A 24655-nucleotide genomic window follows, 5' to 3' on the forward strand; every position below is an offset into this window, starting at 1 on the left:
GCTATGCTCGTTATAGAGGATTATCCAAAGTGCAAATGCAATGCTTCCTTGCGGCAATGGCACAAAATATCAAGAAAATTGCCCTAGTGGTATGGGCTATTTTGTCTTATTTATGGCGTCAATTTTACTTGTTTGAGGCATGGGTAAAACAATCAGCGAAAATGACCGCTGGCACCGTTATCTGAAAGGAAAAGCAAGAGAAAAGCGACAAAGTAAAAAAACAAACCCACTTTTATCAAATGATTTTGGAAAGATGGGTTTGTCAGCAGTCTGAGGCTGTTTCATACAGCCTTTTTATCTTTTATTGCCTTTTATTAAATTAAGCAAAACCGCGTTGATACTGACGAGGAATATCATTTATCGGCATACTGTCGCTTGCATTCTGTTGATACTGTGCATTCAATACCCAATAAGGATCACGTAATAATCCTCGACCGATCGCTACCAAATCCGCATCTCCATTGCCAATCACAAAATCCGCCAATGCCGGATCTTCCAACATTCCCACTGCAATAACCGGCAATCCGGTTGCCTGTTTTACCTTACGAGCCAAATAGACTTGATATCCGGCAGCAAATTCCGGATGTTTGCCCGGTGCCAACGCACCATTTCCACCGCCACTTACGTGAATCATATCTACACCGGCAGCCGCGAATCGTTTAGCCACTTCTACGCCATAATCACTATCAAAACCATTTGCTGAATATTCCTGTGCAGAAATACGAATAGCTAACGGCATATCTTCAGGCATTACTGCTTTTGCTGCTTTGATTACCTGTTCACCGAATAACATCCGATCCTTGCCATATTCATCCTGACGCTGATTAGATTTTGGCGAATAGAATTGATGAATTAAATAACCGTGTGCACCGTGAAGCTCAATCAAATCAAATCCGGCTTCCACCGCTCTGCGTACAGCATTTTGGAACGCCTGTACAATATCTTGAATTTCCGCTTTACTCAATTCTCTAGGGGTCTTTAAGTTTTGTCCCGGATAATCCAATTCGCCATAGTTAATTGCCGAAGGCGCAACGACATCATCACAATCTTGCGCTTTACGTCCGGCGTGACCAATCTGAATACCAATTTTTGCACCTTGAGCGTGCACGGCATCCACAATGCGTTTAAAAGCATCACGTTGCTCATCATTCCATAAACCCAAACAGTGCGGTGTAATACGACCATTCGGTGCAACATTTGTCATTTCAATGATAATTAACCCGACTCCCCCTACAGCACGAGAAGTATAATGAACAAGGTGCCAATCATTCGGCACACCATTCTCCGCACTATACTGACACATCGGTGGCATCACAATTCTATTGCGTAGTGACAATCCTTTTAGCGAAAAAGGCTGGGTAAAATAACGAAATTTTGCCATTTTATTCTCCTTATATTTTGCTAATTTTTAACCGAAGTAATAACGGACGTTACTATACCATTTAAAACTACCCTCTTTTTATTTTTCCTCTCTATTCTTTTGACTGTTTATACCTATCAAACAGCACAGTATCAATCTCTTATATTTACTTTTTCGCTCATATTTTTCATCAAATAAGTTCGCTTTTGTGAATTCGCTCACATTTCCGGCGAAAAAATTTTCATATAATAGCGAACAAATTTTTCATTATAGAAGGATTATAACTATGCGTTTATCAACCTCATTAAAACTTTCTGCATTAGCGGTGAGTGCCGTTTTATTAGCCTCTACAGCTCAAGCATCCGGTCGTTTAGTCGTTTACTGCAGTGCCACCAATGAATTATGTGAAACTGAAACTCAAGCATTCTCTAAAAAATATGATGTAAAAACTTCATTTATTCGTAACGGTTCCGGCAGCACTTTCGCTAAAGTTGAAGCGGAAAAAAACAATCCTCAAGCCGATGTTTGGTACGGCGGTACATTCGATCCGCAATCTCAAGCCGGTGAACTAGGCTTATTGGAAGCTTATCAATCCCCGAATTTGCCGCAAATCGTTGAGAAATTCCGTGATCCGGGCAAAATCAAAGGTAATCTCTCTTCTGCCATTTATATGGGTATTTTGGGCTTCGGTGTCAACACTGAACGTTTAGCAAAATTAGGTATTAAAGAAACACCAAAATGTTGGAGCGATTTGTTAGATCCGCGCTTAAAAGGCGAAATTCAAATTGCTGACCCACAAAGCTCCGGTACCGCTTATACCGCCATTGCTACATTTGTCCAATTATGGGGCGAACCGAAAGCATTTGAATACTTCAAATCCTTAGACAAAAATATTTCACAATACACCAAATCCGGTATTACACCATCACGTAATGCCGCACGTGGTGAAGCCACTATCGGTATCGGCTTCTTACACGATTATGCATTGGAAAAAGAGAAAGGCGCACCGCTTGCCTTAGTCGTTCCTTGTGAAGGTACAGGTTATGAACTCGGTGGCGTAAGTATCTTAAAAGGCGCAAGAAACCTAGATAATGCCAAACTATTCGTTGATTGGGCGTTATCTAAAGAAGGTCAAGAACTCGCGTGGAAAAAAGGTCAAGCGCTACAAACTTTAACCAATACTACTGCGGAACAATCTCCTAATGCATTTGATCCGACAAAACTTAAATTAATCAATTATGATTTTGAAAAATTCGGTTCAAGTGATGAAAGAAAACGTTTAATCAATAAATGGGTCAATGACGTCAAATTAAGCAAATAATAAAACGATAAAATAGCTATGGGAAAATTGTTTCTCATAGCTATTTGCTTTTTATAATTTATTCTCCTATCTTTTGGGAGTATATTTTTATTTTGTGGGGTTGTATGTTTCAATTCGCAGAGAGACCATAAAGCATTGCTCTATGAATCGCCCTGATGAGAGCTTAAGCCTCTCCTAAATTAAATGCATCCTACCGCCGTAAATGATAAGGTTTCAACCACTAAGGAATTTTTGATGGACTCAACAAAATTTTCAATAAATACGACTACGAGCTGGATTTTGCTTAGCTTTCTTGCATTTGCGATTCTGCCTTCATTTGCTTTGGATTATGGCTTGCTGGAATCCACCGCTGATGAGTTTTTAGCCGCAATGGGCTGGCACTCGTTTAACCTAAGTTGGTTTTGGTTTTTCTCTTTAGCCATTTTTTGGCTTTTCCCTCGTCTTGGGTTTTCTCAAGAAAAGGAAGCTAAAATTGAATTAGTTGCAGTTTGCGCCATCGCCTTATTTACTTTTATTTCTGCCGACAGCTATCACTTGAGTTTAGGTTATGCCGTTATCTTACAAATTATTGCGCTCACTGCGATCGCCACCAATGCGTTGGCTAAACTCAAGATTATGCAAGGCGATAAATTTATTATTGCTTCGCTGCTCGCCATTATCTTATTAATTTTCTTTTTTATTGTTTATCCGACCTTAGCCATCTTCATTTCAATGTTTTATGATGGCAATGAATTTAATCCAAGCCAATTTATCCAAATTATCACTCAATCTTATATTTTGCGTGTCATCCTCAATTCGGTATGGCTATCTGCCTTTGTCGGTTTTCTTTCTACCGTTTTTGGCTTGGCTTTTGCGCTTTATACCACCAGAATCGCCAAACGTACCGCTTTTATCGGCAAAATTTTCTCCATTCTGCCTATCGTTACACCACCGTTTGTTGTCGGTTTAGGGGTAACATTGATGTTGGGACGTTCCGGTTATTTAACTGAATTTTTAGTGCAACATTTCGGTTTTACCAACACAAACTGGCTTTATGGCTTCAATGGTATCGCTATTGCACAAATCTTAGCGTTTACCCCGCTTGCTTTTATGATTTTGGAAGGTTCATTAAAATCCGTACATCCATCGATTGAAGAAGCCTCTTACACATTAAGAGCCAATCGTTATCAAACTTTCTTTCAAGTGATTTTCCCATTATTAAAACCGGCGCTTGCCAATGCCTTTTTGTTGGTCTTTATCCAATCTTTGGCAGATTTCAGTAACCCGTTGGTATTGGGCGGTAGTTTCGATGTTATCGCAACGCAAATTTATTTCTATATTGCCGGTTCACAACTTGATTACGCCTCCGCCAGCACATTAGGCACAATTTTGCTATTGTTCTCACTCGGTATTTTTATTGTGCAATATATTTGGATCGGCAATCGTTCTTACGTTACGGTTTCCGGTAAGTCTTATCGTGGCGATGTGCAAGATTTACCAACCGGCTTAAAAAATGCGATTATTGCCTTATTGGCAGTCTGGATCATTTTTAATGCCACTCTGTACGGCAGCATCTTTTACGGTAGTTTCACCGTCAACTGGGGTGTGGATTACACTTTAACCCTTGAAAATTATGCTTCACTATTCGGTCAAGGATTTAGTGACGGTGCGTGGCCATCTCTGATCAACACCATTATTTACGCCGGTATTGCCGCTCCACTTACTGCACTGTTCGGCTTATTAATTGCCTACATTGTGGTACGTAAAGAGTTTACCGGTAAAAAAACATTGGAATTTTTAACAATGCTCTGTTTTGCGGTGCCGGGAACCGTTGCCGGGGTATCTTATATTTTAGCCTTTAATGATGCGCCGCTTTATATCACCGGCACCGGCGTCATCATTATTATCTCAATGGTAATGCGTGACTTACCAATCGGGATGCGCGCTGCCATTGCCGGTTTAGGACAGTTGGATAAGTCATTGGATGAAGCCTCACTTTCTTTAAAAGGAAATTCGTGGAAAACATTAATCTATGTCACTTTACCATTGCTGAAACCGGCATTGCTTTCTGCATTAATTACCAGTTTCGTTCGTGCGATGACCACAGTCAGTGCGATTGTGTTCTTGGTTACTGCGGATACGCGTGTGGCCACCGCTTATATCCTAAACCGTGTGGAAGACGGTGAATACGGTATTGCAATCGCTTATGGTTCCTTATTGATTGTCGTAATGATGGCAATTATTTTATTCTTTGACTGGGTGGTCGGTGATACTCGAATTTCCCGTTCAAAAGCAAAACAAATGAATTAAATTGAGGTTGTTTTATGAATAACGATAATAACTTTCTTGTCTTAAAAAATGTGACAAAACGCTTTGGTAAATCTGTTGTGATCGATGATCTCAGTTTAACCATTAAACGTGGCACAATGACCACACTGCTCGGGCCTTCGGGTTGCGGCAAAACTACCATTCTACGCTTGGTTTCCGGTTTGGAACGCCCGACCAGCGGACAAATCTTTATTGATGGTGAAGATGTGACCAAATCTTCTATTCAAAGTCGCGATATTTGTATTGTGTTCCAATCTTATGCGCTATTTCCACATATGTCGATTGCCGATAATGTGGGTTACGGCTTGAAAATGTTAGGCGTTAATGCTGAAGAGCGTAAACAGCGTGTTGAAGAGGCATTGGAGTTGGTCGATCTTGCCGGTTTCGGCGATCGTTATGTCGATCAAATTTCCGGCGGACAACAACAACGTGTCGCCTTGGCGCGTGCTTTGGTATTAAAACCGAAAGTTTTACTTTTTGATGAGCCGTTAAGTAATCTTGATGCCAATTTACGCCGCAGTATGCGTGAAAAAATCCGCGAATTACAGCAAAAATTTAATATCACTTCGCTCTATGTGACGCACGATCAGAGTGAAGCCTTTGCCGTTTCCGATGAAGTGATTGTAATGAACAAAGGGAAAATTATGCAGAAAGCACCGGCAAAAGTGCTTTATCAACGACCAAATTCTCTGTTCTTAGCTAAATTTATGGGTGAAGCCAGTATCGTTGACGGCTATTTAGAAAATAATCAATTAAAGATTAATGGCTATCAATTAACATTGAACCAAGCTCAGGAGTTCAATGTCAGTAATGGCGAATGTTTAGTCGGTATTCGTCCAGAGGCTATCCATCTACTTACCCAAGGTTCACCGGAAACACGTTGTCAAATTAAATCAGCAGTTTATATGGGAAATCATTGGGAAATTGTGGTGCTATGGGGCAATAATGAATTATTAGTAAATTTAGCACCCGAACACTTCGAGGCAAATTGCCAAGAAGCCTATATCGAACTTGCCCCATCAGGAATATTTTTACTAAATAAATCAAATAATTAAGAAGGATGTCATTATGTATAATTTGAAAAAATTAGCTCTTGTAGCCATTATTGCCGGTGTCGCAACAAATGTTTTCGCTGCTAAAACCGAACCTTATACTCAAGAGGGAACAAATGCGCGTGAAATGTTGCAACAAGCACCGATTCATTGGGTTTCAATTGAGCAGATCAAAAAAAGTTTAGAAGGTAAACCGGCAATCAATGTCAGTTTTGATATTGATGATACCGTATTATTTTCCAGCCCTTGTTTCTATTACGGACAACAAAAATATTCACCAAACGGTTTTGAGTATTTGAAAAATCAAGATTTCTGGAATGAAGTCAATGCCGGCTGCGATAAATATTCTATTCCGAAAGAAGCTGCCAAAGCATTAATTAAAATGCACGAGGAACGTGGCGACAGCGTTTACTTCATTACCGGAAGAACTGCCGGTAAAACAGATGGCGTAACCCCAATTCTACAAAAAGCCTTAGGGGTTAAAAATATGCATCCGGTTGATTTTATGGGGGATCGCCCACGTAATACCAAATATAACAAAACACCGGCTATTTTAGAGCATAAAATCAGCATTCACTACGGTGACAGTGATGATGATATTCTAGCAGCGAAAGAAGCCGGTATTCGTGGTATCCGTATTATGCGTGCCCCGAACTCCACTTACTTGCCAATGCCGACTTTAGGCGGCTACGGTGAAGAAGTTTTGATTAACTCAAGCTACTAATCCAAATCATTCCAAACATCGCCCAATGTGAGAAAATCCTGTTTCAGCATTGGGCGCATTTTTCCATTATGCATTGCCGCTGCCGGATGATACATCGGCAATAATTGAAAACAGTGTTGCTCCTGCATCAAAGTATAAACTTGCCCGTGAATTTCGCTGATTTTAAACTCCGGCAAAAATACCGATAACGCAATACGCCCGCACGGCACAATAATTTTCGGCTTAATCTTTGCAATTTCCGCACGTAATAAACCGTTAAATGCCATAATTTCTTTCTTATTAGGATCACGCTTTTCCGGCCTAAATTTCACCACATTGGTCAGATAAATATTCTCTCGGCGCAACCCGATTGAAGCTAATAATTGATCAAAAAATTTGCCGCTCGTTCCGGCAAAAGGCCCTTTAATCAGCTCATCTTTTCCGGGCGCATCGCCGATAAACATAATTTCAGCGTGAGGATTACCCCAAGCAGGCACTAATTGATATTGAGGAAATTGTTGTTGTAGCAGTTCAAACTGTTGTTGAATTGTCGTCATAAATCTTTTTCAGAGAAGATCCGGATTCCATAAACGGAACCCGGAAATCGAGAATGAAAGAGGATTAATCCTATTTTTCTTCCGCTAACCAAATTGCCACTTGTTTTGCAAAATAGGTCAAAATACCGTCCGCACCGGCACGTTTAAAGCAGAGTAAGCCTTCCAAAATGCTCTCTTTCTCTTTCAACCAGCCATTTTGAATGGCAGCCATCTGCATCGCATATTCACCGGAAACCTGATAAGCGAAAGTTGGTACCCCGAAGTGCTGTTTAACACGCCATACAACATCGAGATAAGGCATTCCCGGTTTTACCATCACCATATCGGCACCTTCTTGAATATCCAAACCGACCTCTTGCAATGCTTCATCGCTGTTTGCCGGGTCAAGCTGGTAAGTAAATTTATTGCCTCCTTTAATATTGCTTGATGAGCCGATTGCATCACGGAACGGTCCATAGAAACAGGAAGCATATTTAGCAGAATACGCCATAATCAAAGTATTAATAAAACCTTGCTGTTCAAACTGTTGACGAATTGCGCCGATACGTCCATCCATCATATCACTTGGCGCCACGACATCAGCACCGGCTTCAGCGTGGGAAAGTGCCTGTTTAACCAACACCTCAGTAGTAATATCATTCAAAACATAACCGCTTTCATCAATAATGCCATCCTGACCGTGAGTAGTGAAAGGATCAAGCGCCACATCGGTCATTACGCCCAATTCCGGATAAGCCTGTTTTAATGCCCGAACTGTACGTTGTACTAAACCGTGCGGATTATAAGCCTCTTCCGCCATTAATGATTTTTTCTCTTGCGGCACCACCGGAAATAAGGCAATCATCGGCACACCATATTTCACCAGTTCACCGGCTTCAATCAATAATTGATCAATCGTTAGACGTTCCACACCCGGCATTGAAGGCACTGCTTCGCGCTGATTTTCCCCTTCAATCACAAATACCGGATAAATCAAATCATCTACGCTTAATTTATTTTCCGCCATTAAACGACGACTGAAATCCTGTTTGCGCATACGGCGCATACGACGTTCTGGAAATTGTGAAAAAATTTGTTGAGTCATAATATCATCCTTATTTTTTGACTATCTCATCACTAAATGAATTTCTGAATTTCGCACCATTCACTAGTTAAATCGATAAATGTGGGAAACCGCCGTGAATGGCGGTTTCGTTATAAATATCATTACGCTATGTTTTCTTTTTCTGTTTCGTCCTGATCTTTCGGACGATAAAAACGAGCAAATAATACACCTATTTCAAACAATAGGTACATTGGGACGGCAAGTAATGTTTGTGAAAAAATATCCGGCGGTGTCAGTAACATTCCGATAACGAATGCCCCTACCAAAATATAAGGTCGTTTCTGTTTGAGATCTTCAATGCTGACCACGCTACTCCAACAGAGCAGAATAATAGCAACCGGCACCTCAAAACAGATGCCGAACGCCAAAAACAATGTCAACACGAAATCAAGATAACTGCTGATATCGGTAGCAATCGCCACGCTTTCAGGCGCAGTTTTCGTTAAAAAAGCAAACACCAGCGGGAAAACCACATAATACGCAAACGCCACCCCAACATAGAACAGTAATGTACTGGACACCAACAACGGATAAATTAACCGCTTTTCGTGTTTGTACAATGCCGGCGCAATAAATGCCCACACTTGATACAAAATATAAGGCACGGACAAAAATATTGCCGTAATAGCAGTTAATTTAATCGGCGTAAAAAAAGGCGCAACAATATTAGTTGCAATCATCGTTGAATTTTGCGGCAATTCGTTAATTAACGGCGCTGAAATAATATGGTAAATATCATTCGCAAAATAAACCAATGCAAGAAACACAACCAACACACAGATAAAACTCTTCAAAATGCGATTGCGTAACTCAACAAGATGGGTAATCAGCGGTTGAGATTCATCTACGCTAGACATAACTTTCCTTTGCTAAATAGCGATAATTTAAGATTTTTTCGCCGGTTCGGTTATTTTCTCCGCCGGCACATCTGCTAACGGATCATAACTTGCCAACTCATCCTGATGCTGTTCAAGAATTAATTTTTCTTCATCCGCTTCAGCCAATTCCGCCTGCTCATCGGCTGACAGCACTTGCTGTTCCTCAGCTTTATCGGCGGTGATGGGCTGCTCTTCGCTCTGCGCTTCCACTTTGGTCTGCTGTTCCAATGAAGATTTCAACTCGCTCACAGCATTGTTCGCTGCTTGAGTCTGTTGATCCAACTGCTGTTGCATTTTTTGTGCAGAGGCTTTCAGCTCTTCAACCGTTTTGCTTAATTCAGGAGAAAGTGCCGATAAATTGAGATGTTCCGCCTTTTTGATGCTCTCTTGCAACTCTTGCAATTTAAGCTCCTGTGCCAACTCGCTTTGCACATTGTTAGCAAGATTGCGCAAAGTGCGTATCCAACTCACAACGGTACGAATTGCCACCGGCAGACGCTGCGGTCCCAACACCACTAAACCGATGACAAAAATCAGAACAAGTTCAGAAAAACCGATATCAAACACCGTTATGCCTGCTCTTTATCTTTATTTTTCGCTTCGGTTTGTGCATTCGGGTTTGAAGATTGAGATTCGATGGATTTCTTAAATTCAGCATCTTTTTCTCCGTCTTCACTCATTGCTTTTTTAAAGCCTTTAACAGATTCACCAAGATCCGAACCTAATGTTTTTAATTTTTTTGTTCCGAAAAGTAATACAACGATTAAGACAATAATTAATAATTGCCAAATACTGATTCCACCCATAATGTACCTCTAGTAAAAGTAAAATGTTGATTAAATTATACTGCTGCTTTTACGCTGCAACAATGCTGCTTTATCGTTTGAAAGCGGTTATCAATAATAGCACTACACCTAATAACAACAACCCGACAGCAATATTCAGCGGTAAAAATTGAAAGCCGAACAGACTGGCAAAGAATAGCAAACTCGCACTCATAAAACCATACACACGTTGGGTATTTTTTCGTTGTTGCTGCTTTAACTGCTGCTGAATCAAAGTTAATTGCCGACGAATTTGTTTCTGTTCCAACAATGCCTGATGCAATGTCTGTGGAAAAGAGGCAAAATGCTCACGCAAAAAAGGCAAATGTGATTGAAAATCACGATACATTTTCTTGACGCTAATCTGCTCATTCAGCCAATCCTGCAAAAACGGTTTAGCCGTTTGCCATAAATCCAACTGCGGATATAACTGTCTACCCAATCCTTCAATATAAAGCAATGTTTTCTGGAGTAAGACCAACTGCGGCTGCACCTGCATTTGAAAACGACGTGCAGTATTAAATAGATTTAACAACACGTTTCCAAATGAAATTTCTGCCAACGGTTTAGAAAAAATCGGTTCACAAACAATTCTGAACGCCTGTTCGAACTCTTCTACATTGGTATCTTCCGGCACCCAGCCGGAATCAATATGCAACTGCGCAACGCGACGATAATCGCGATTAAAGAAAGCCAAAAAGTTTTCCGCTAAATAGCGTTTATCTTCGCTGTTCAGCGTGCCGACAATGCCGCAATCAATACCGATATATTGCGGTGATTCCGGGTGATGATAGCTGACAAAAATATTGCCGGGATGCATATCGGCGTGGAAAAAACTGTCACGAAACACTTGCGTAAAAAAGACCTGTACCCCACGTTCCGCCAACAGTTTCATATCTGTACCGTTTGCTTCCAATGCCGGAATATCTGAAATTGGAATGCCGTAAATACGTTCCATTACAATCACATTCTTATGACAAAAATCGCTATACATTTCCGGCACATACAACATTGGGCTGTCTAAAAAGTTTTCTCTTAACTGAATCGCATTTGACATTTCCTGTCGTAAATCCAATTCCGCCAACAATGTTTTCTCATATTCACGAATCACTTCCACCGGACGCAACCGATAGCCCTCTCTGGTTAAACGTGGAATCCATTTCGCAATCTTGTACATTAAAGCCACATCCAAAGCGATAACCGGCGCAATATCCGGACGAATCACTTTAAACACCACCTCTTTCCCTGCCTGCGGTTGGGTTGCATTAAATCTTGCAGTGTGAACTTGTGCGATTGATGCCGATGCCAGCGCCTGCTCATCAAAAGCCTCAAACCAACGCTCAATCTTATCGCCCAACGCTTTTTCAATTTCCGTTCTTGCCAATTTTCCATCAAACGGCTCTACTTGATCTTGCAACAGTGCCAGCTCATTAGCGAGCTCTTCAGGGAAAAGATCTCGTCGCGTCGAAAGCATTTGTCCTAATTTGATCCATACCGGCCCCAACTCTTGAAAAGCCATCCGCAAACGCCAACCAAGAGATTTATCCGGATAACGATTTTGCCACCAAAAGCAGAGTTTACGCCCATAACGAAGCGGACGAGTTAATGGAATTTTAGGCAATGCTTGATCCAAGCCGTATTGCAATAATACTCGGATAATATGATAAAAACGAAAATAGTGCTTTATTTTCATAGTTTTCCTGCAAGTTGGTTGATTTTATCTTCTACACGCTGCAAATCCTGTTGCAACTCGGCAACCTGATCATAAAAATGTACCAACGCCAAAGAGGGGGCTATCAGCTGCCACTCTTCGGTCAGACGTTCTCCCCAATGGTGCTCACTGGTTGCAAAATGTTCAGCCATACGATTTTTTATCTGTCGCATCGTATGGGTTAAAGAATAAGCAACGGCATCGCCAACATACGGAGCTAACAGTTCTTCCGGATCTTTTTCCAACTGCTCAAATAGCGCCGCTGTATCCTGTAAAACTTGCAAATCACCCTGAAACACAACCTGCTTTTGATTAATTAACGCTGACAACTCACTTTTTTTCGGTCGTTGCAATAATAACGAAGCATCTGCCGACACTTCGCAATCAACTTCGCCATCATATTGTGCCAACAGATCGACACGTTGTGGCGAAAACAGCAAATAACAATGTCCGCCTTGTTTAAGATGCAACAACAACACTTTGCCTGCCAACTTACGTAATCGTGGGTTAATATCTTCACTGCGTTGGATAAGATAATTTACCGCTTGTTCCAGCAAGCCATTTACTAACTGCGGCAACATTAATTGCTGTTTAATTGAAGAAAGCATTTATCGCTCCTTAAAATTTATAACCACGATGCAATGCCACAATACCGGCGGTTAAATTGAAATATTGCGTCTGCTCAAAGCCGGCATCAATCATCATTTGTTCCAACACGGATTGTTCCGGGTGCATTCTGATTGACTCCGCCAAATAGCGATAACTGTCAGCATCATTCACCACCACTTCGCCCACTTTCGGCAAAATATTAAATGAATAAAAATTATAAACTTTGCTCAACGGTTCAATAATCGGCTTAGAAAATTCCAACACCAAAAGACGACCGCCCGGTTTCAACACGCGATACATTGAACGCAATGCTTTATCTTTATCCGTTACATTTCTCAAACCGAAACTGATCACGATGCAATCAAAGGTATTATCCGCAAACGGCAACATTTCCGCATTTGCTTGCACATATTCCACATTGCCGACTACGCCTAAATTACGCAATTTATCGCGCCCAACCTGCAACATAGAATCATTAATATCGGCTAAAATAACTTGTCCGCTTTCTCCCACCATTCTGGAGAATTTTGCCGAAAAATCACCGGTACCACCGGCGAGATCCAACACTTTTTGCCCTTTACGCACGCCGCTGCAATCAATGGTAAAGCGCTTCCAGACCCGATGAATACCGAAAGAGAGCAGATCATTCATCAAATCATACTTATCCGCTACAGAATGAAAAACATTGGCAACCAGTTTTTGTTTTTCTGATTTTGCGACCGTTTTAAACCCGAAATGAGTTAACTCTTCATTATTTACGTTCGGTTGTTGTTCCTGTTCCATTATCTCATCCTATTTTTTCGGCATTGTTGCTAATAATTCAGTTAATAATTGCCAATAAACCGCCACTGCAGGGATATGACAACGTTCATCCGGAGAATGTGCCCCTAAAATGGTTGGTCCAATCGAAACCATTTCCATATTTGGATAAACTTTATTGATTAACCCGCACTCCAATCCGGCGTGAATCACTTTGATTACACTCTCTTTGCCTAAAATACGGTCATATAACGTTTTCGTGCGTTTAACAATATTGGCATCTGCCTGTGGCTCCCAACCGGGATAACGTCCGGAAAAGACCACTTCAGCATCGGCTAAACGACAAACGGAACGCACCAAACTGACCACATCATCTTGTCCGTGATCATTCAATGAACGTGCCAATAACGTTAATTTAATCTGCTCCGCTTTGGTTTCCAATACTCCTAAGCTGATAGATGTTTCCACCACATCCGGCAACACATCACTAAAACGAATAACGCCATTCGGTAAGGCATTAATTAAATCTAATAAAATTTGGCTCTGACGCTCGCTTAATCCCTGTTCCGCTGTTGCCTCTTCAAGCGCAAAATTGATCTGTTTTTCTGCGTGAGACAACGCTTCAATCAGTTGTTGCGATAATAATTGCCACACCTGCTTAAACTTCTCTACCGATGCACTGGAGAGCAAAACGGTAGCAAACGCCTCGCGTGGGATTGCATTACGCACCGAACCGCCGGAAATGTCCGCCAAACGGAAGCTCACTTTAGCCAATGCTTTTTCGAGCGTTTTTGCTAAAAGTTTAATTGCATTGCCACGATTTAAATGAATCTCCGCCCCAGAATGCCCACCTTTTAAGCCGGTTAAGGCAATATGCACTGCCACTTCATCTTTGCGTAACGCTTGCCACTGCACCGGGAAACGAATATCAACATCTTCGCCACCGGCACAACCGATATAAATTTCACCTTCATCTTCAGTATCGGTATTAATCATCACCTCACTTTGTAACCAATTCGGCTGTAATCCCAAAGCTCCGACCATTCCGGTTTCTTCACTGGCAGTCAATAAAACCTCCAATGGCGGATGCGCAATATCATTGCTATCCAACACTGCTAAACAGGACGCCATACCGATACCATTATCCGCCCCTAAAGTCGTACCTGTCGCTTTTACCCATTCACCATCGACATAAGGCACAATCGGATCAGTTAAAAAATTATGTGCCGTATTTTTATTTGCCTGTGGCACCATATCTAAATGCGCCTGCAACGCCACCGGCTGATGATCTTCCATTCCTGCGGTTGCCGCTTTGCGAATCAAAATATTCCCGGCTGCATCCTGTCCAACCCATAACTGTTTCTGTTTTGCCCACTGAATAATGAAATCGGCAAGCGCCTGTTCGTGATGAGAAGGATGCGGAATTGAACAAATTTTAGCAAACCATTGCCATACTAAATTTGGCGATAATTCTGTAATTGAAGACATAATTTTTCCTTTGAAATAGTTACTTTTGCAGAAAACAAAAAGAAATTGCGTTAAATGATAGCATAGAAAGCAATTTCGCGTTATCCTTACGCAATTTTTTATAACTTCAAACACAAAGGTACATTTATTATGAGCGAAAAATATGTTGTTACTTGGGATATGTTTCAAATGCACGCCCGCAAATTGTCTGAACGCCTCCTTCCGGCTTCACAATGGAAAGGCATTATTGCGGTCAGCCGTGGCGGTCTGTTTCCGGCTGCCGTTATCGCACGCGAGTTAGGCATTCGTTTGGTTGAAACCGTTTGTATCGCAAGTTATGACCACGATCAACAGAATGAATTAAAAGTGTTACATCGTGCAGAAGGGGACGGTGAAGGCTTTATCGTCGTCGATGATTTGGTTGATACAGGTAACACTGCTCGTGCGATTCGTGAGATGTATCCGAAAGCAAAATTCGTAACCGTATTTGCAAAACCTGCCGGTGCACCTTTAGTTGATGATTATGTTGTTGATATTCCACAAAATACTTGGATTGAACAACCTTGGGATATGGGTATTACTTTTGTCCCACCTCTTTCTCGTAAATAATTTAATTAAATTTCTTGGAGTTGCTGATGTATTTAACACAAATCAAAGCCGAACTGACACAGGCGGCGGATGTTTTAGACAAATTTTTATCCGATGATAAAAATATTGAGCTAATCCAACAGGCGGCACTCATTATTGCCGACAGTTTTAAACAGGGCGGAAAAGTTTTAAGTTGCGGTAATGGCGGTTCGCATTGCGATGCGATGCATTTTGCCGAAGAGTTGACCGGTCGTTATCGTGAAAATCGTCCGGGCTATCCAGCAATTGCCATCTCGGATGTCAGCCATTTAAGCTGCGTAAGTAACGATTTCGGTTACGATTATGTCTTTTCACGTTATGTTGAGGCTGTCGGTCAAAAAGGTGATGTGTTGTTCGGGCTGTCAACTTCCGGCAACTCGAAAAATGTCTTGAATGCAATCGAAGCGGCAAAAGCAAAAGGAATGAAAGTCATTGCGTTAACCGGCAAAGATGGTGGGAAAATGGCAGGCTTGGCGGATGTTGAGATTCGTGTTCCGCATTTTGGTTATGCCGATCGTATTCAAGAAATTCACATCAAAGTTATCCATATTTTGATGATGTTGATTGAATTTGAAATGGCGAAACAAAATTAATCACCTGATTTTGTGATTCAAACTGATGTGCATTAGTTCAATAACACTAATGCACATTTCTTTTCTTTTCAATAACGCTATATTTTTAATTATTCAGATTAATTAAGGCATTTCTGATGTTTCAATTCACAGAACAACACATAAAGCATTGCTCTATGAATTGCCCTGATTTAGAAGAGGTTACGCCTCTTAAATTCGCTACATCCTACCATCATAAACGATGAGAGTTTAACCATTTAGGAAATACACGATGAAAAAACTGACTAATGCATTCGCAAAACTCCAACCAAAACAATTTTTTGCAGCCATTATTGCCTTAGCTTCTCTCTATTTTTCATCACTGTTTATGCTCAATGGTAGCGGTAAACAGATTGAAATTCAGGATGTGTTGTTGCTTTCCGCGCTTATTCTTATTTTTAACGCTTCTCGTAAAGCCTTTTATGCTGTGATTATTCCTATTGCCGTTGCTTACACCTTATATGCGCCGGTAGGAATGATGTTCGGTGAACCGAATTATCAATATTTAGCCTCTGTTTTGGCAACTAACCTCGCCGAAGGCAGTGAATTTTTACAACAAATTCCGTTGCAATACTATCTAATGGCAATCGCTATCGTGCCGTTATTGCTTTTATTCCGCTATTTAAGCCAACGTTTTCAACTAAAATTCTATAAAAATAAAACGTTGCTCTGTTTCATTCTCTTTTTCGCCTTAGTTAATCAATCCCCGTTTTCCTTTTTTCATCGATTTTTCGCTGCTGCGACTCAAGTTAAAGACGAACTGGTTCGTTTAAACCAATTTCAACTGGAGAGTCGTTGGGGAGCTTCTCAATTTAACGGCAAATATAAAAATTATGTGTTGGTTATCGGTGAAAGTGTGCGTCGTGATTATATGCACGCTTATGGCTATTCTATTGAAAATACGCCATTTATGGAAAGCACTAACGGTATTGTCGTTGAAGGTTTAGAATCTGCCGGAAGCAACACTATTGCCTCTTTACGCCTGATGCTGACTAAACCGGACAAACAACGTTGGGCACCCGATTATTCATTAAATTTAATTGATTTGATTAAATCTGCCGGCGTAAAAACTTATTGGCTTTCAAATCAAGGCTTTTTCGGTCAATTTGATACCCCGATCACTGCTATTGCCGATTTAAATGATGAACATTTTTTCATCGCTAAAAATGACTCTATTAGTAATGATTCCAGCGATCTTCAATTAATTGAACCATTTAAACAAATCCTGCAGCAACCTAGTGATAAAGCGAAATTCATTGTAGTTCATCTTTATGGTTCACACCCTAAAGCCTGTGATCGTATTAAGGATTACCAAAATATTGCTCCGGTAACAAATAAGAAATATCAATACCTTAGCTGTTATGTTTCATCTATTAGAAAAACCGATCAGGTATTACAACAACTCTATCAGGCATTGCAGCAACAATATCAGCAACAGCAACAATCCTTTTCGATGATCTACTTTGCTGATCACGGATTGGCACATAAAACTATTGATAACGAAGTACTATTTTTCAACAATGCTGGCAGTCCGTTACATCACGACGTACCGTTATTTATGACTGCCTCCGACAGCCAACAACATCAGCAATGCAGCAGCTTTAAATCCGGCTTGAATTTCACAGAAGCGATTGCCAACTGGATGGAGATTAAAAATCAGCAAGTTTCAACACAATTTAATCTGTTTGACTGTAAAAATGATAGCGATGATTACGGACTAAAACAGCGTCTGCCGAAGACCAAGCTCGATCCCGCAATCGATATTCGCAATAAATAAAAAGTCATTGATCAAGCTAAAAAATTACATTGTTGTTTTATGGTAGAATTTTGACGTTTATTTCTGGATACACTTTTGATATGAGAGTTCTACTGGTTGAAGACGATCCGATGATCGCAAATGTGTTATCCGCTAACTTGAAAGATGCAAGTTATGCGGTTGATTGGGTGGAAAATGGGGAATTAGCGTTAACTGCCGTTAAATCGCAACCTTATGATTTGGTGCTGTTGGATTTAGGGCTACCAAAGAAAGATGGCTTGGAAGTTTTAGCCCAGTTGCGCCAACAACAATTCAGTTTTCCGATTATTATTCTGACTGCACGAGATGATCTACCAAGTCGCTTACAAGGCTTGGACGGCGGTGCCGATGATTACATCATTAAACCGTTTGATATGGCGGAGCTTTTGGCACGCATTCGCGTTGCTCTGCGTAAACAGAGCGGTCATCATACTGCAGAGATTCGCTACGGCAATCTTTTATTGAATTTAAAAACTTATCAAGTGCAAAACCTGACCACTCAAAAAACTCAACAGCTCACAAATAAAGAATTTGCTATTTTACAAACATTATTACAACATCCGGGCGTTATCTATTCGCGTAGCGATCTTGAAGATAAAATTTATGGTTGGGGCGAAGAAGTTGAAAGTAATGCTATTGATTTTTTGATTCACGCACTGCGTAAAAAATTGGGAAAAGAAGCGATTAAAAATATTCGAGGTGTCGGTTGGACTATTCCAAAATAACTAAAAGATTATTACGCTGGCGTTATTCCATCCAAGCAAAATTAACCTTAACGTTGGTCATCGTTACTTTTTTCACCGCCACCGTTACGGCAGTTTCTACTGCTTATAATGCGTTTTATGCCGCTTATCAGTTGCAGGATGATTTGCTGATTCAAACAGCGCGTTTTACCTCACTCCGTACCGGTTTTTCTGAACAGATGCCGTTGCCATTGAACGATGATGACAACCAAATTTATGTGCAAACCATCTTTACGCCGCCTAATGATAAATATTTCATTCCATTCCTCTATCAAATGCGAGAGGGTTTTCATACCGTCAAAATTCACAAGAAAGAGTTTCGTGTTTTCGTACGGCAACTAAGAACACAAAACAGGATGCAAAAAATTGCAGTAATGCAAGAAACGGAATTCAGAACAAAAAAAGCGATTGATGCCACTTGGCAGACCATTTTGCCGTTCTTAATTTTTATGCCGATTGTCATTCTACTATCAATTCTGGTGATTAATTTTACCTTTATTCCACTGCGTAAACTTTCAGTGGCGATTCAGCAACGGCAAAAAAATGATCTCAGTATTATTCCTTTGGCAAAAACACCTTATGAAGTACATAGCTTTATTACAGCCATTAACCATTTATTGAAACAAGTAGATAAGTCGGTAAAAGAACAACAGCAATTTATTGCCAATGCCGCTCACGAATTGCGTTCGCCGATGACGGTGCTCTCATTGCAGGCGGAACGTTTAGCCACACACGCCGTTCCGGCAGAAACAAAACAGCAAATTGAACAACTTATTCAGGCGATCCAACGCAATCGCCACTTATTGGATCAACTGCTCTCTTTTGCTCGCAGCCAAGCACATCAAGCCCAACAACCGGATATTAAGCCGATTTCAGTAAAAACGACCTTTAAACAGGTGATTGAAACTTTGCTGCCGTTAGCGGAACAGAAGCAAATTGATATTGGCGTCATCAGTGAACAGGACGTTGAAATTTGTATCGGTGAAACCGATCTCTTTACTATCATTAAAATTCTGCTCGAAAATGCGATTGTTTACGCACCGCAAGAAAGTTTAGTCGATTTGTCGGTTGAACAACTACAAGATGATAAAGTGAAACTTATTGTTGAAGATAATGGCAATGGCATTGCCGAAGAGGAACGTGAAAAGGTTTTAAAACCATTTTACCGCATTTTAGGAACACAACAGCAAGGCACCGGATTAGGGTTAGCCATTGTCTCAACTTTAGTACAATATTATGGTGGCACGATTAAACTTAAAGCAGCACAACAATATACACACGGTCTGCGTGTAGAAATTATCTTGCCGATCCATCAAAAACTTTTAAATAGTTAGGCGGCATAGCACAAAACAAAAAACGCATATTGTTGCCAATATGCGTTTTTCTTAAATGCCGGTAACTTAATAAAGTTTTCTTGAGGTATTGAACCAATCTTCTTTAAAGCTACGTTTCATATTTTGAATAGCATCAATAATATCGTGGTGAACGAGCTGTTCATTTTGGATACCGACACAACGACCTTTTTCACCTTGCAATAATAATTCGACCGCATAAACTCCCATTCTGGAAGCCAAAATACGGTCAAAGGCACAAGGCGCACCGCCGCGTTGAATATGTCCCAATACTGTCGCACGAGTTTCGTGATGAACACGTTCTTCAATCTCTTTCGCTAACTCGTTAACGTCACACATATGTTCAGTAATCGCAATAATGGCGTGGCGTTTACCCTTTTCAATACCATATTCTACTTTACGAATTAATGCTTCACGTTCAAAAGGGCGTTCCGGAATCACGATAAATTCACAACCGCCGGCAATCGCTGCTGCTAAAGTTAAATCGCCGCAATGACGTCCCATAATTTCCACGATAGAAATGCGTTGGTGGGAACTTGAAGTATCACGTAAACGGTCAATCGCATCCACTGCTGTTTCTAATGCTGTTTGATAACCGATAGTATAATCGGTACCGGCAACATCATTATCAATTGTGCCAGGCAAGCCGATACAAGGGAAATCGTGTTCTTCAGTTAATAATTTTGCCCCCATATAGGAACCGTCACCGCCAATAACAACAAGGGCATCAATACCGTGAAAACGTAAATTTTCAACACATTTTGCACGTACTGAAGGATCTTTGAATTCCGGGAAACGTGCTGAACCTAAGAATGTACCGCCACGATTAATCACATCAGAAACACTGAAACGTTCCAATTTTTTGATTTTATTAAAATATAATCCTTGGTATCCGTCATAAACTCCATAAACTTCCAACCCTTCGTATAGAGTTGCACGAACTACACCACGGATCGCGGCATTCATTCCCGGTGCATCACCACCACTTGTTAATACGGCAATTTTCTTAATCATATGTTGTCCTCATCAGGAAATATTTTATCGAAAAAAATAAATCAAAAACCGCGCTAAGATTACACTATTCACTAAGCTCGCTCTAGCAAAATTTTCGATTAGTGCGGTAATTTTTGATCTAATTCGTGATTATGTTGTCGTTTGAGCCATTTCTTGTTTAACCACTGTGGTCGGCTCTTGATGAATCATTATGTCGGAATTTGGAAAAGCCTGTTGCAACTCCTGTTCCAACTCTTCAGTAATATCGTGCGCCACCATCAACGGCAGATGATCTTCTAACTCTAAATGCAACTGAATAAAACGCACCGCTCCGGCACGGCGTGTTTTTATATCGTGAACGCCCAATACTTTCGGATGTCGTTGCGCAATTTTTTTGATCTCGGCAATCTCCTCTTCCGGCAAAGCCACATCCAATAACATTTGCACTGATTCCGATACCATTTTTAAGGCATTGATTAAAATATAAACGGCAATAATTAAGGCACAAATTGCATCTGCCATCACAAAACCGTAATAACTGATCACCAACGCAATCAAAATACCTAAATTCATAAATAAATCAGTCTGATAGTGCAAACTGTCCGCCTTAATCGCCGGACTATCCGTACGTTTTATCGTATATTTTTGAAAGCTCACCAGAATGGCAGTCATTATCACTGAAACAATAGTGACTGCGATCCCCCAAATATTATGATCGGTAATTTCGGGCGAATGAAGACGTTGAATGCCTTGCAAAAACAGAAAGACGACCGAGCCACAAATAAACATCCCCTGCGCCAATGACGCCAGAGATTCTGCTTTACCGTGACCGAATGAGTGATTATCATCCGCCGGCATTAATGCAAAACGAAGAATCAACATATTCGTAAAAGAAGCTAGCAGATCCAAAAGTGAATCCGTAATTGCCGCTAAAATACTGACTGAACCGGTTTTCCACCAAGCAATCGCTTTAATCGATACCAAAAAAAAGGCTGTAAAAATCGCTAAACACGCTGCTCTTTTTACATAAATCGAATACCTATCTTTCATCACAACTCCAAGGGAATGCAAAATTGGTTAATTTTTGCATCATTGGTTCGGCCACCTGTTGCTGCAATTTTTTCAAAATAGCCGTTTGACTGCTCTTAATCGGGGCAAACTGTTGTGTATATTGAAACTGAACAAAACCACATTTGGCTAAATTTTCACCTTTTGCAACATCGACTTGATAGTCAATAAACTGTTCTGCCGGCGGATAAACCACATAGCTGTATAGTTTTCCTTGTTCCGGTTTGTTGTTATAAATATCGACACCGGTGTTACGGAACATTCTTTCGCGTAGTTGAATCCGTTGCTGATATTTCGCATCCGTTTTTACAAAATTCTGTTGTAAATCTTGAAAAATTTCCAAATGTTTCTGTTGATCTTTATTTATTAATTCATAGGTATATTTCACCACTGAACCAAGATCATCCGTTTTGCTTAATTGATATTGCTGTTGCTCAAACTCAATTTTATTCGGCACAGTCACTTTCTGTTGCATCATTGGTTGACTGACACAGCCAGACAATAGCAATAGCGCCAACCAATAGCTCCGTTTAATCATCGTTTAACTCCCGTTTAAAGATTAATTCCGTTGTTGTAGATAAATTTTCATCAAACCAATATCCGCCTAAACCAAATGTTTTTAACTGCTCAATGTCGGTTAATCGTTGTTGTAACAGATAACGACTCATTAATCCTCTGGCTTTTTTAGCATAAAAACTAATCACTTTATAAGTTCCGTCTTTACGATCCATAAAAATAGGCTTAATAATTGTCGCCTGTAGCCGCTCTGTATTGACCGCTTTAAAATACTCATCGGATGCTAGATTTATTAATATGTTATCACCTTGCTGATCCAATGCTTGCCGTAACTGATCGGTAATCACGTTACCCCAAAAATGATACAGATCTTTTCCGTTCTCATTTTTTAACTTGGTTCCCATTTCTAAACGATAGGGTTGCATTAAATCCAATGGCTTTAATAATCCATACAATCCGGACAACATTCTTAAATGTGATTGTGCAAACTGGATATCCTCTGCGGATAATGTTTCCGCCGCCAAACCGGTATAAACATCGCCTTTGAAAGCATAAATTGCGGCTTTGCTGTTCTCTGCGTGATGTTGCGGCACCCATTCGGCAAAACGGGCGGCGTTTAATCCTGCCAGTTTATCGCTAATTTTCATCAATGAAGCGATTTCTGCCGGCGTTAATCGGCGGCAAATTTCAATTAATTGCTGGCTATATTGCGTTAAATCCGGTTGTGTATAACTTGGGATCGGACTCGGTGTTGAAAAATCCAATGTTTTTGCAGGTGAAATAATGGCTAACATATTTTTCCTTTTTATTATAAGTTGGGCAATGACCAATTAATCGGCGTTTTACCCTGTTGTATTAAATACTGATTGGTGCTTGAAAAATGGTGACAACCAAAAAAGCCGCGATGGGCAGAAAGCGGCGAAGGATGTGGTGCCGTCAAAACACAATGCTTTTGTCGATCAATGAATTGTCCTTTTTTCTGCGCGTGGCTTCCCCATAATAAAAAAACCAATCCTTGTGTATGCTGGTTTAACGTAGCAATCACGTGATCGGTGAATGTTTCCCAACCGAAATTGGCGTGTGAATGTGCCTTTCCTTGCTCTACAGTCAGCACTGTATTTAATAACAGCACGCCCTGTTGCGCCCAGTTCACCAAATAGCCGTGGTTTGGAATTTGAAATCCGGCAATATCTTGCGACAACTCTTTATAAATATTCTGCAATGAGGGGGGTATTTGTACATTCGGACGCACTGAAAATGCCAAGCCGTGCGCTTGATTCGGTCCGTGATAAGGATCTTGCCCTAAAATCACCACTTTGACCTGATCAAATTCAGTGTAACGAAAGGCATTAAACACATCTGCTTTTGGCGGATAAATGATTTTCCCTGAATCTCTTTGCTGCTGAACCTGTTGCAAAATATGCTGGAAATAGGGTTGTGCTTTTTCACTGCCTATCATATCTCTCCACGTTCTCATCATATTATCCTTTTTGATTTCTTATCTCGCTTTGCATTTTAAAAGGCAATTATAAAAATCTTATCGCAAAATCGCCAATAAAAAATACATCACGAATTGTTACAATTTCATTATTAAAAGGTAAAAATAAATATCCAGCACAAACTTAAAACCGAGCAATTATTGATTAAAATCAAATTTAAAATACAGCAAAAACTTTTTATTAATCAATAAAATGATTTATTGCAAATTAATTTGAAAATATAAAATATTTTGATAAAATTCGCTCAGTTCATTAATTTTAAACCTAGGCTTTTGGAGGCTATTATGATTAAAGGTATTCAAATTACACAAGCTGCAAATGACAATTTAATTAACTCTTTCTGGTTATTGGATAATGAGAAAGGTGAAGCACGTTGTCTATGTGCAAAAGGCGATTACGCTGAAGACCAAATCGTTGCAATCAATGATTTAGGTAAAATTGAATATCGTGAATTGCCGGTTGATGTTGCGCCAACTGTAAAAGTGGAAGGCGGTCAACATTTAAACGTGAACGTATTACGTCGTGAAACTTTGGAAGATGCAGTAAAACATCCAGAAAAATATCCACAATTAACTATTCGTGTTTCCGGTTATGCTGTACGCTTTAACTCATTAACTCCGGAACAACAACGCGATGTAATTACTCGTACTTTCACTGAAAGTTTATAATTTTTTTCCTCTTTAAAAATTTAGCGGCGATATCTATCGCCGCAGACTGTTGACAAACCTCTAGACATACCTCTAGAGGTTTGATCTAATAGGCATATCGAAAAAAGGAAATGCCTATGCTCAAAAATAC

26 protein-coding genes are annotated in these 24655 nt (G+C 40.3%); 11 read left to right on the top strand and 15 right to left on the bottom strand.

What is annotated here, in order from left to right:
- A partial coding sequence (locus tag A3EO_RS12740; RefSeq protein ID WP_409359782.1) for a transposase occupies positions 1 to 185 on the top strand: 185 nt, incomplete at its 5' end.
- Positions 186 to 319: 134 nt separating this feature from the next.
- On the opposite strand, the gene A3EO_RS0106500 is transcribed toward A3EO_RS12740, so the two are convergent.
- Positions 320 to 1381: an NADH:flavin oxidoreductase/NADH oxidase gene (locus A3EO_RS0106500; protein WP_018346486.1), complete on the bottom strand. Its 1062-nt coding sequence runs from the start codon at positions 1379 to 1381 to the stop codon at positions 320 to 322.
- A 265-nt stretch (positions 1382 to 1646) separates the two neighbouring features.
- Between A3EO_RS0106500 and A3EO_RS0106505 the strand changes: the two genes are divergently transcribed.
- The 4 genes from A3EO_RS0106505 (at position 1647) to aphA (ending at position 6764) form a co-directional block, all read left to right on the top strand.
- Positions 1647 to 2681, top strand: a complete 1035-nt coding sequence (locus A3EO_RS0106505) for an ABC transporter substrate-binding protein (protein ID WP_013746864.1) — start codon at positions 1647 to 1649, stop codon at positions 2679 to 2681.
- Between the two features lie 234 nt (positions 2682 to 2915).
- Entirely contained in the window at positions 2916 to 4970 is a 2055-nt protein-coding gene (locus A3EO_RS0106510) for an ABC transporter permease (protein WP_018346487.1), read from the top strand.
- A 14-nt stretch (positions 4971 to 4984) separates the two neighbouring features.
- Complete coding sequence (gene fbpC, locus A3EO_RS0106515) at positions 4985 to 6043, top strand: ferric ABC transporter ATP-binding protein (RefSeq protein ID WP_018346488.1); 1059 nt, start codon at positions 4985 to 4987, stop codon at positions 6041 to 6043.
- Between the two features lie 13 nt (positions 6044 to 6056).
- On the top strand, positions 6057 to 6764 hold the full coding sequence (gene aphA / locus A3EO_RS0106520; protein ID WP_018346489.1) for an acid phosphatase AphA: 708 nt from the start codon (positions 6057 to 6059) through the stop codon (positions 6762 to 6764).
- On the opposite strand, the gene A3EO_RS0106525 is transcribed toward aphA, so the two are convergent.
- The 9 genes from A3EO_RS0106525 to A3EO_RS0106565 form a co-directional block, all read right to left on the bottom strand.
- On the bottom strand, positions 6761 to 7300 hold the full coding sequence (locus A3EO_RS0106525) for a uracil-DNA glycosylase (RefSeq protein WP_018346490.1): 540 nt from the start codon (positions 7298 to 7300) through the stop codon (positions 6761 to 6763). The genes aphA and A3EO_RS0106525 overlap by 4 nt on opposite strands.
- Positions 7301 to 7370: 70 nt before the next feature.
- Positions 7371 to 8384, bottom strand: a complete 1014-nt coding sequence (gene hemB, locus A3EO_RS0106530; RefSeq protein WP_018346491.1) for a porphobilinogen synthase — start codon at positions 8382 to 8384, stop codon at positions 7371 to 7373.
- Between the two features lie 122 nt (positions 8385 to 8506).
- Positions 8507 to 9262, bottom strand: a complete 756-nt coding sequence (tatC, locus tag A3EO_RS0106535; RefSeq protein ID WP_018346492.1) for a twin-arginine translocase subunit TatC — start codon at positions 9260 to 9262, stop codon at positions 8507 to 8509.
- 27 nt (positions 9263 to 9289) lie between these two features.
- Positions 9290 to 9850, bottom strand: coding sequence for a Sec-independent protein translocase protein TatB (gene tatB / locus A3EO_RS0106540; protein ID WP_018346493.1), 561 nt, complete (start codon positions 9848 to 9850; stop codon positions 9290 to 9292).
- 2 nt (positions 9851 to 9852) lie between these two features.
- Positions 9853 to 10089, bottom strand: a complete 237-nt coding sequence (gene tatA, locus A3EO_RS0106545) for a Sec-independent protein translocase subunit TatA (protein ID WP_013746856.1) — start codon at positions 10087 to 10089, stop codon at positions 9853 to 9855.
- A gap of 70 nt (positions 10090 to 10159) precedes the next feature.
- Complete coding sequence (gene ubiB / locus A3EO_RS0106550; protein WP_018346494.1) at positions 10160 to 11800, bottom strand: ubiquinone biosynthesis regulatory protein kinase UbiB; 1641 nt, start codon at positions 11798 to 11800, stop codon at positions 10160 to 10162.
- On the bottom strand, positions 11797 to 12426 hold the full coding sequence (locus A3EO_RS0106555) for a ubiquinone biosynthesis accessory factor UbiJ (protein ID WP_018346495.1): 630 nt from the start codon (positions 12424 to 12426) through the stop codon (positions 11797 to 11799). The genes ubiB and A3EO_RS0106555 overlap by 4 nt, the downstream gene beginning before the upstream one ends.
- Positions 12427 to 12436: 10 nt before the next feature.
- Entirely contained in the window at positions 12437 to 13210 is a 774-nt protein-coding gene (ubiE, locus tag A3EO_RS13610) for a bifunctional demethylmenaquinone methyltransferase/2-methoxy-6-polyprenyl-1,4-benzoquinol methylase UbiE (RefSeq protein WP_018346496.1), read from the bottom strand.
- A gap of 9 nt (positions 13211 to 13219) precedes the next feature.
- On the bottom strand, positions 13220 to 14674 hold the full coding sequence (locus A3EO_RS0106565) for an aminoacyl-histidine dipeptidase (protein ID WP_018346497.1): 1455 nt from the start codon (positions 14672 to 14674) through the stop codon (positions 13220 to 13222).
- Between the two features lie 129 nt (positions 14675 to 14803).
- Between A3EO_RS0106565 and gpt the strand changes: the two genes are divergently transcribed.
- From gpt to A3EO_RS0106590, 5 genes are all read left to right on the top strand, one after another.
- Entirely contained in the window at positions 14804 to 15262 is a 459-nt protein-coding gene (gene gpt / locus A3EO_RS0106570; protein WP_013746851.1) for a xanthine phosphoribosyltransferase, read from the top strand.
- Positions 15263 to 15288: 26 nt separating this feature from the next.
- Entirely contained in the window at positions 15289 to 15873 is a 585-nt protein-coding gene (gene lpcA, locus A3EO_RS0106575; protein WP_013746850.1) for a D-sedoheptulose 7-phosphate isomerase, read from the top strand.
- 250 nt (positions 15874 to 16123) lie between these two features.
- Positions 16124 to 17668, top strand: a complete 1545-nt coding sequence (locus A3EO_RS0106580) for a phosphoethanolamine transferase (RefSeq protein ID WP_018346498.1) — start codon at positions 16124 to 16126, stop codon at positions 17666 to 17668.
- Positions 17669 to 17718: 50 nt separating this feature from the next.
- Entirely contained in the window at positions 17719 to 18411 is a 693-nt protein-coding gene (locus A3EO_RS0106585; RefSeq protein WP_457911897.1) for a response regulator transcription factor, read from the top strand.
- Entirely contained in the window at positions 18393 to 19763 is a 1371-nt protein-coding gene (locus A3EO_RS0106590; protein WP_018346500.1) for a sensor histidine kinase, read from the top strand. Before A3EO_RS0106585 ends, A3EO_RS0106590 begins: the two co-directional genes overlap by 19 nt.
- 66 nt (positions 19764 to 19829) lie before the next feature.
- Here the strand turns inward: A3EO_RS0106590 and pfkA are convergent, their stop codons facing one another.
- The 5 genes from pfkA to ung form a co-directional block, all read right to left on the bottom strand.
- Positions 19830 to 20795, bottom strand: coding sequence for a 6-phosphofructokinase (pfkA, locus tag A3EO_RS0106595; protein WP_013746846.1), 966 nt, complete (start codon positions 20793 to 20795; stop codon positions 19830 to 19832).
- A gap of 129 nt (positions 20796 to 20924) precedes the next feature.
- Positions 20925 to 21824 (bottom strand): cation diffusion facilitator family transporter, encoded by a 900-nt coding sequence (locus A3EO_RS0106600; RefSeq protein WP_018346501.1) that lies wholly within the window; start codon positions 21822 to 21824, stop codon positions 20925 to 20927.
- Complete coding sequence (locus tag A3EO_RS0106605; protein ID WP_018346502.1) at positions 21814 to 22380, bottom strand: hypothetical protein; 567 nt, start codon at positions 22378 to 22380, stop codon at positions 21814 to 21816. The genes A3EO_RS0106600 and A3EO_RS0106605 overlap by 11 nt, the downstream gene beginning before the upstream one ends.
- Positions 22373 to 23152, bottom strand: a complete 780-nt coding sequence (yaaA, locus tag A3EO_RS0106610) for a peroxide stress protein YaaA (protein ID WP_018346503.1) — start codon at positions 23150 to 23152, stop codon at positions 22373 to 22375. Before yaaA ends, A3EO_RS0106605 begins: the two co-directional genes overlap by 8 nt.
- Before the next feature lie 14 nt (positions 23153 to 23166).
- Positions 23167 to 23835 (bottom strand): uracil-DNA glycosylase, encoded by a 669-nt coding sequence (gene ung / locus A3EO_RS0106615; protein WP_026211035.1) that lies wholly within the window; start codon positions 23833 to 23835, stop codon positions 23167 to 23169.
- 306 nt (positions 23836 to 24141) lie between these two features.
- Between ung and grcA the strand changes: the two genes are divergently transcribed.
- A complete protein-coding gene (grcA, locus tag A3EO_RS0106620) occupies positions 24142 to 24525 on the top strand; it encodes an autonomous glycyl radical cofactor GrcA (RefSeq protein WP_013746841.1) in 384 nt (127 codons plus the stop codon).
- Positions 24526 to 24655 lie beyond the last annotated feature (130 nt).

The organism is Gallibacterium anatis DSM 16844 = F 149, from assembly GCF_000379785.1.
Taxonomy (GTDB): Bacteria; Pseudomonadota; Gammaproteobacteria; order Enterobacterales; family Pasteurellaceae; genus Gallibacterium; species Gallibacterium anatis.

Excerpts from the sequence above, each read along its gene's own strand:
- A3EO_RS0106500 (WP_018346486.1), bottom strand. The coding sequence starts at position 1,381 with ATGGCAAAATTTCGTTATTTTACCCAGCCTTTTTCGCTAAAAGGATTG.
- A3EO_RS0106505 (WP_013746864.1), top strand. The coding sequence starts at position 1,647 with ATGCGTTTATCAACCTCATTAAAACTTTCTGCATTAGCGGTGAGTGCC.
- A3EO_RS0106510 (WP_018346487.1), top strand. The coding sequence starts at position 2,916 with ATGGACTCAACAAAATTTTCAATAAATACGACTACGAGCTGGATTTTG.
- fbpC (WP_018346488.1), top strand. The coding sequence starts at position 4,985 with ATGAATAACGATAATAACTTTCTTGTCTTAAAAAATGTGACAAAACGC.
- aphA (WP_018346489.1), top strand. The coding sequence starts at position 6,057 with ATGTATAATTTGAAAAAATTAGCTCTTGTAGCCATTATTGCCGGTGTC.
- A3EO_RS0106525 (WP_018346490.1), bottom strand. The coding sequence starts at position 7,300 with ATGACGACAATTCAACAACAGTTTGAACTGCTACAACAACAATTTCCT.
- hemB (WP_018346491.1), bottom strand. The coding sequence starts at position 8,384 with ATGACTCAACAAATTTTTTCACAATTTCCAGAACGTCGTATGCGCCGT.
- tatC (WP_018346492.1), bottom strand. The coding sequence starts at position 9,262 with ATGTCTAGCGTAGATGAATCTCAACCGCTGATTACCCATCTTGTTGAG.
- tatA (WP_013746856.1), bottom strand. The coding sequence starts at position 10,089 with ATGGGTGGAATCAGTATTTGGCAATTATTAATTATTGTCTTAATCGTT.
- ubiB (WP_018346494.1), bottom strand. The coding sequence starts at position 11,800 with ATGAAAATAAAGCACTATTTTCGTTTTTATCATATTATCCGAGTATTA.
- A3EO_RS0106555 (WP_018346495.1), bottom strand. The coding sequence starts at position 12,426 with ATGCTTTCTTCAATTAAACAGCAATTAATGTTGCCGCAGTTAGTAAAT.
- ubiE (WP_018346496.1), bottom strand. The coding sequence starts at position 13,210 with ATGGAACAGGAACAACAACCGAACGTAAATAATGAAGAGTTAACTCAT.
- A3EO_RS0106565 (WP_018346497.1), bottom strand. The coding sequence starts at position 14,674 with ATGTCTTCAATTACAGAATTATCGCCAAATTTAGTATGGCAATGGTTT.
- gpt (WP_013746851.1), top strand. The coding sequence starts at position 14,804 with ATGAGCGAAAAATATGTTGTTACTTGGGATATGTTTCAAATGCACGCC.
- lpcA (WP_013746850.1), top strand. The coding sequence starts at position 15,289 with ATGTATTTAACACAAATCAAAGCCGAACTGACACAGGCGGCGGATGTT.
- A3EO_RS0106580 (WP_018346498.1), top strand. The coding sequence starts at position 16,124 with ATGAAAAAACTGACTAATGCATTCGCAAAACTCCAACCAAAACAATTT.
- pfkA (WP_013746846.1), bottom strand. The coding sequence starts at position 20,795 with ATGATTAAGAAAATTGCCGTATTAACAAGTGGTGGTGATGCACCGGGA.
- A3EO_RS0106600 (WP_018346501.1), bottom strand. The coding sequence starts at position 21,824 with ATGAAAGATAGGTATTCGATTTATGTAAAAAGAGCAGCGTGTTTAGCG.
- A3EO_RS0106605 (WP_018346502.1), bottom strand. The coding sequence starts at position 22,380 with ATGATTAAACGGAGCTATTGGTTGGCGCTATTGCTATTGTCTGGCTGT.
- yaaA (WP_018346503.1), bottom strand. The coding sequence starts at position 23,152 with ATGTTAGCCATTATTTCACCTGCAAAAACATTGGATTTTTCAACACCG.
- ung (WP_026211035.1), bottom strand. The coding sequence starts at position 23,835 with ATGAGAACGTGGAGAGATATGATAGGCAGTGAAAAAGCACAACCCTAT.
- grcA (WP_013746841.1), top strand. The coding sequence starts at position 24,142 with ATGATTAAAGGTATTCAAATTACACAAGCTGCAAATGACAATTTAATT.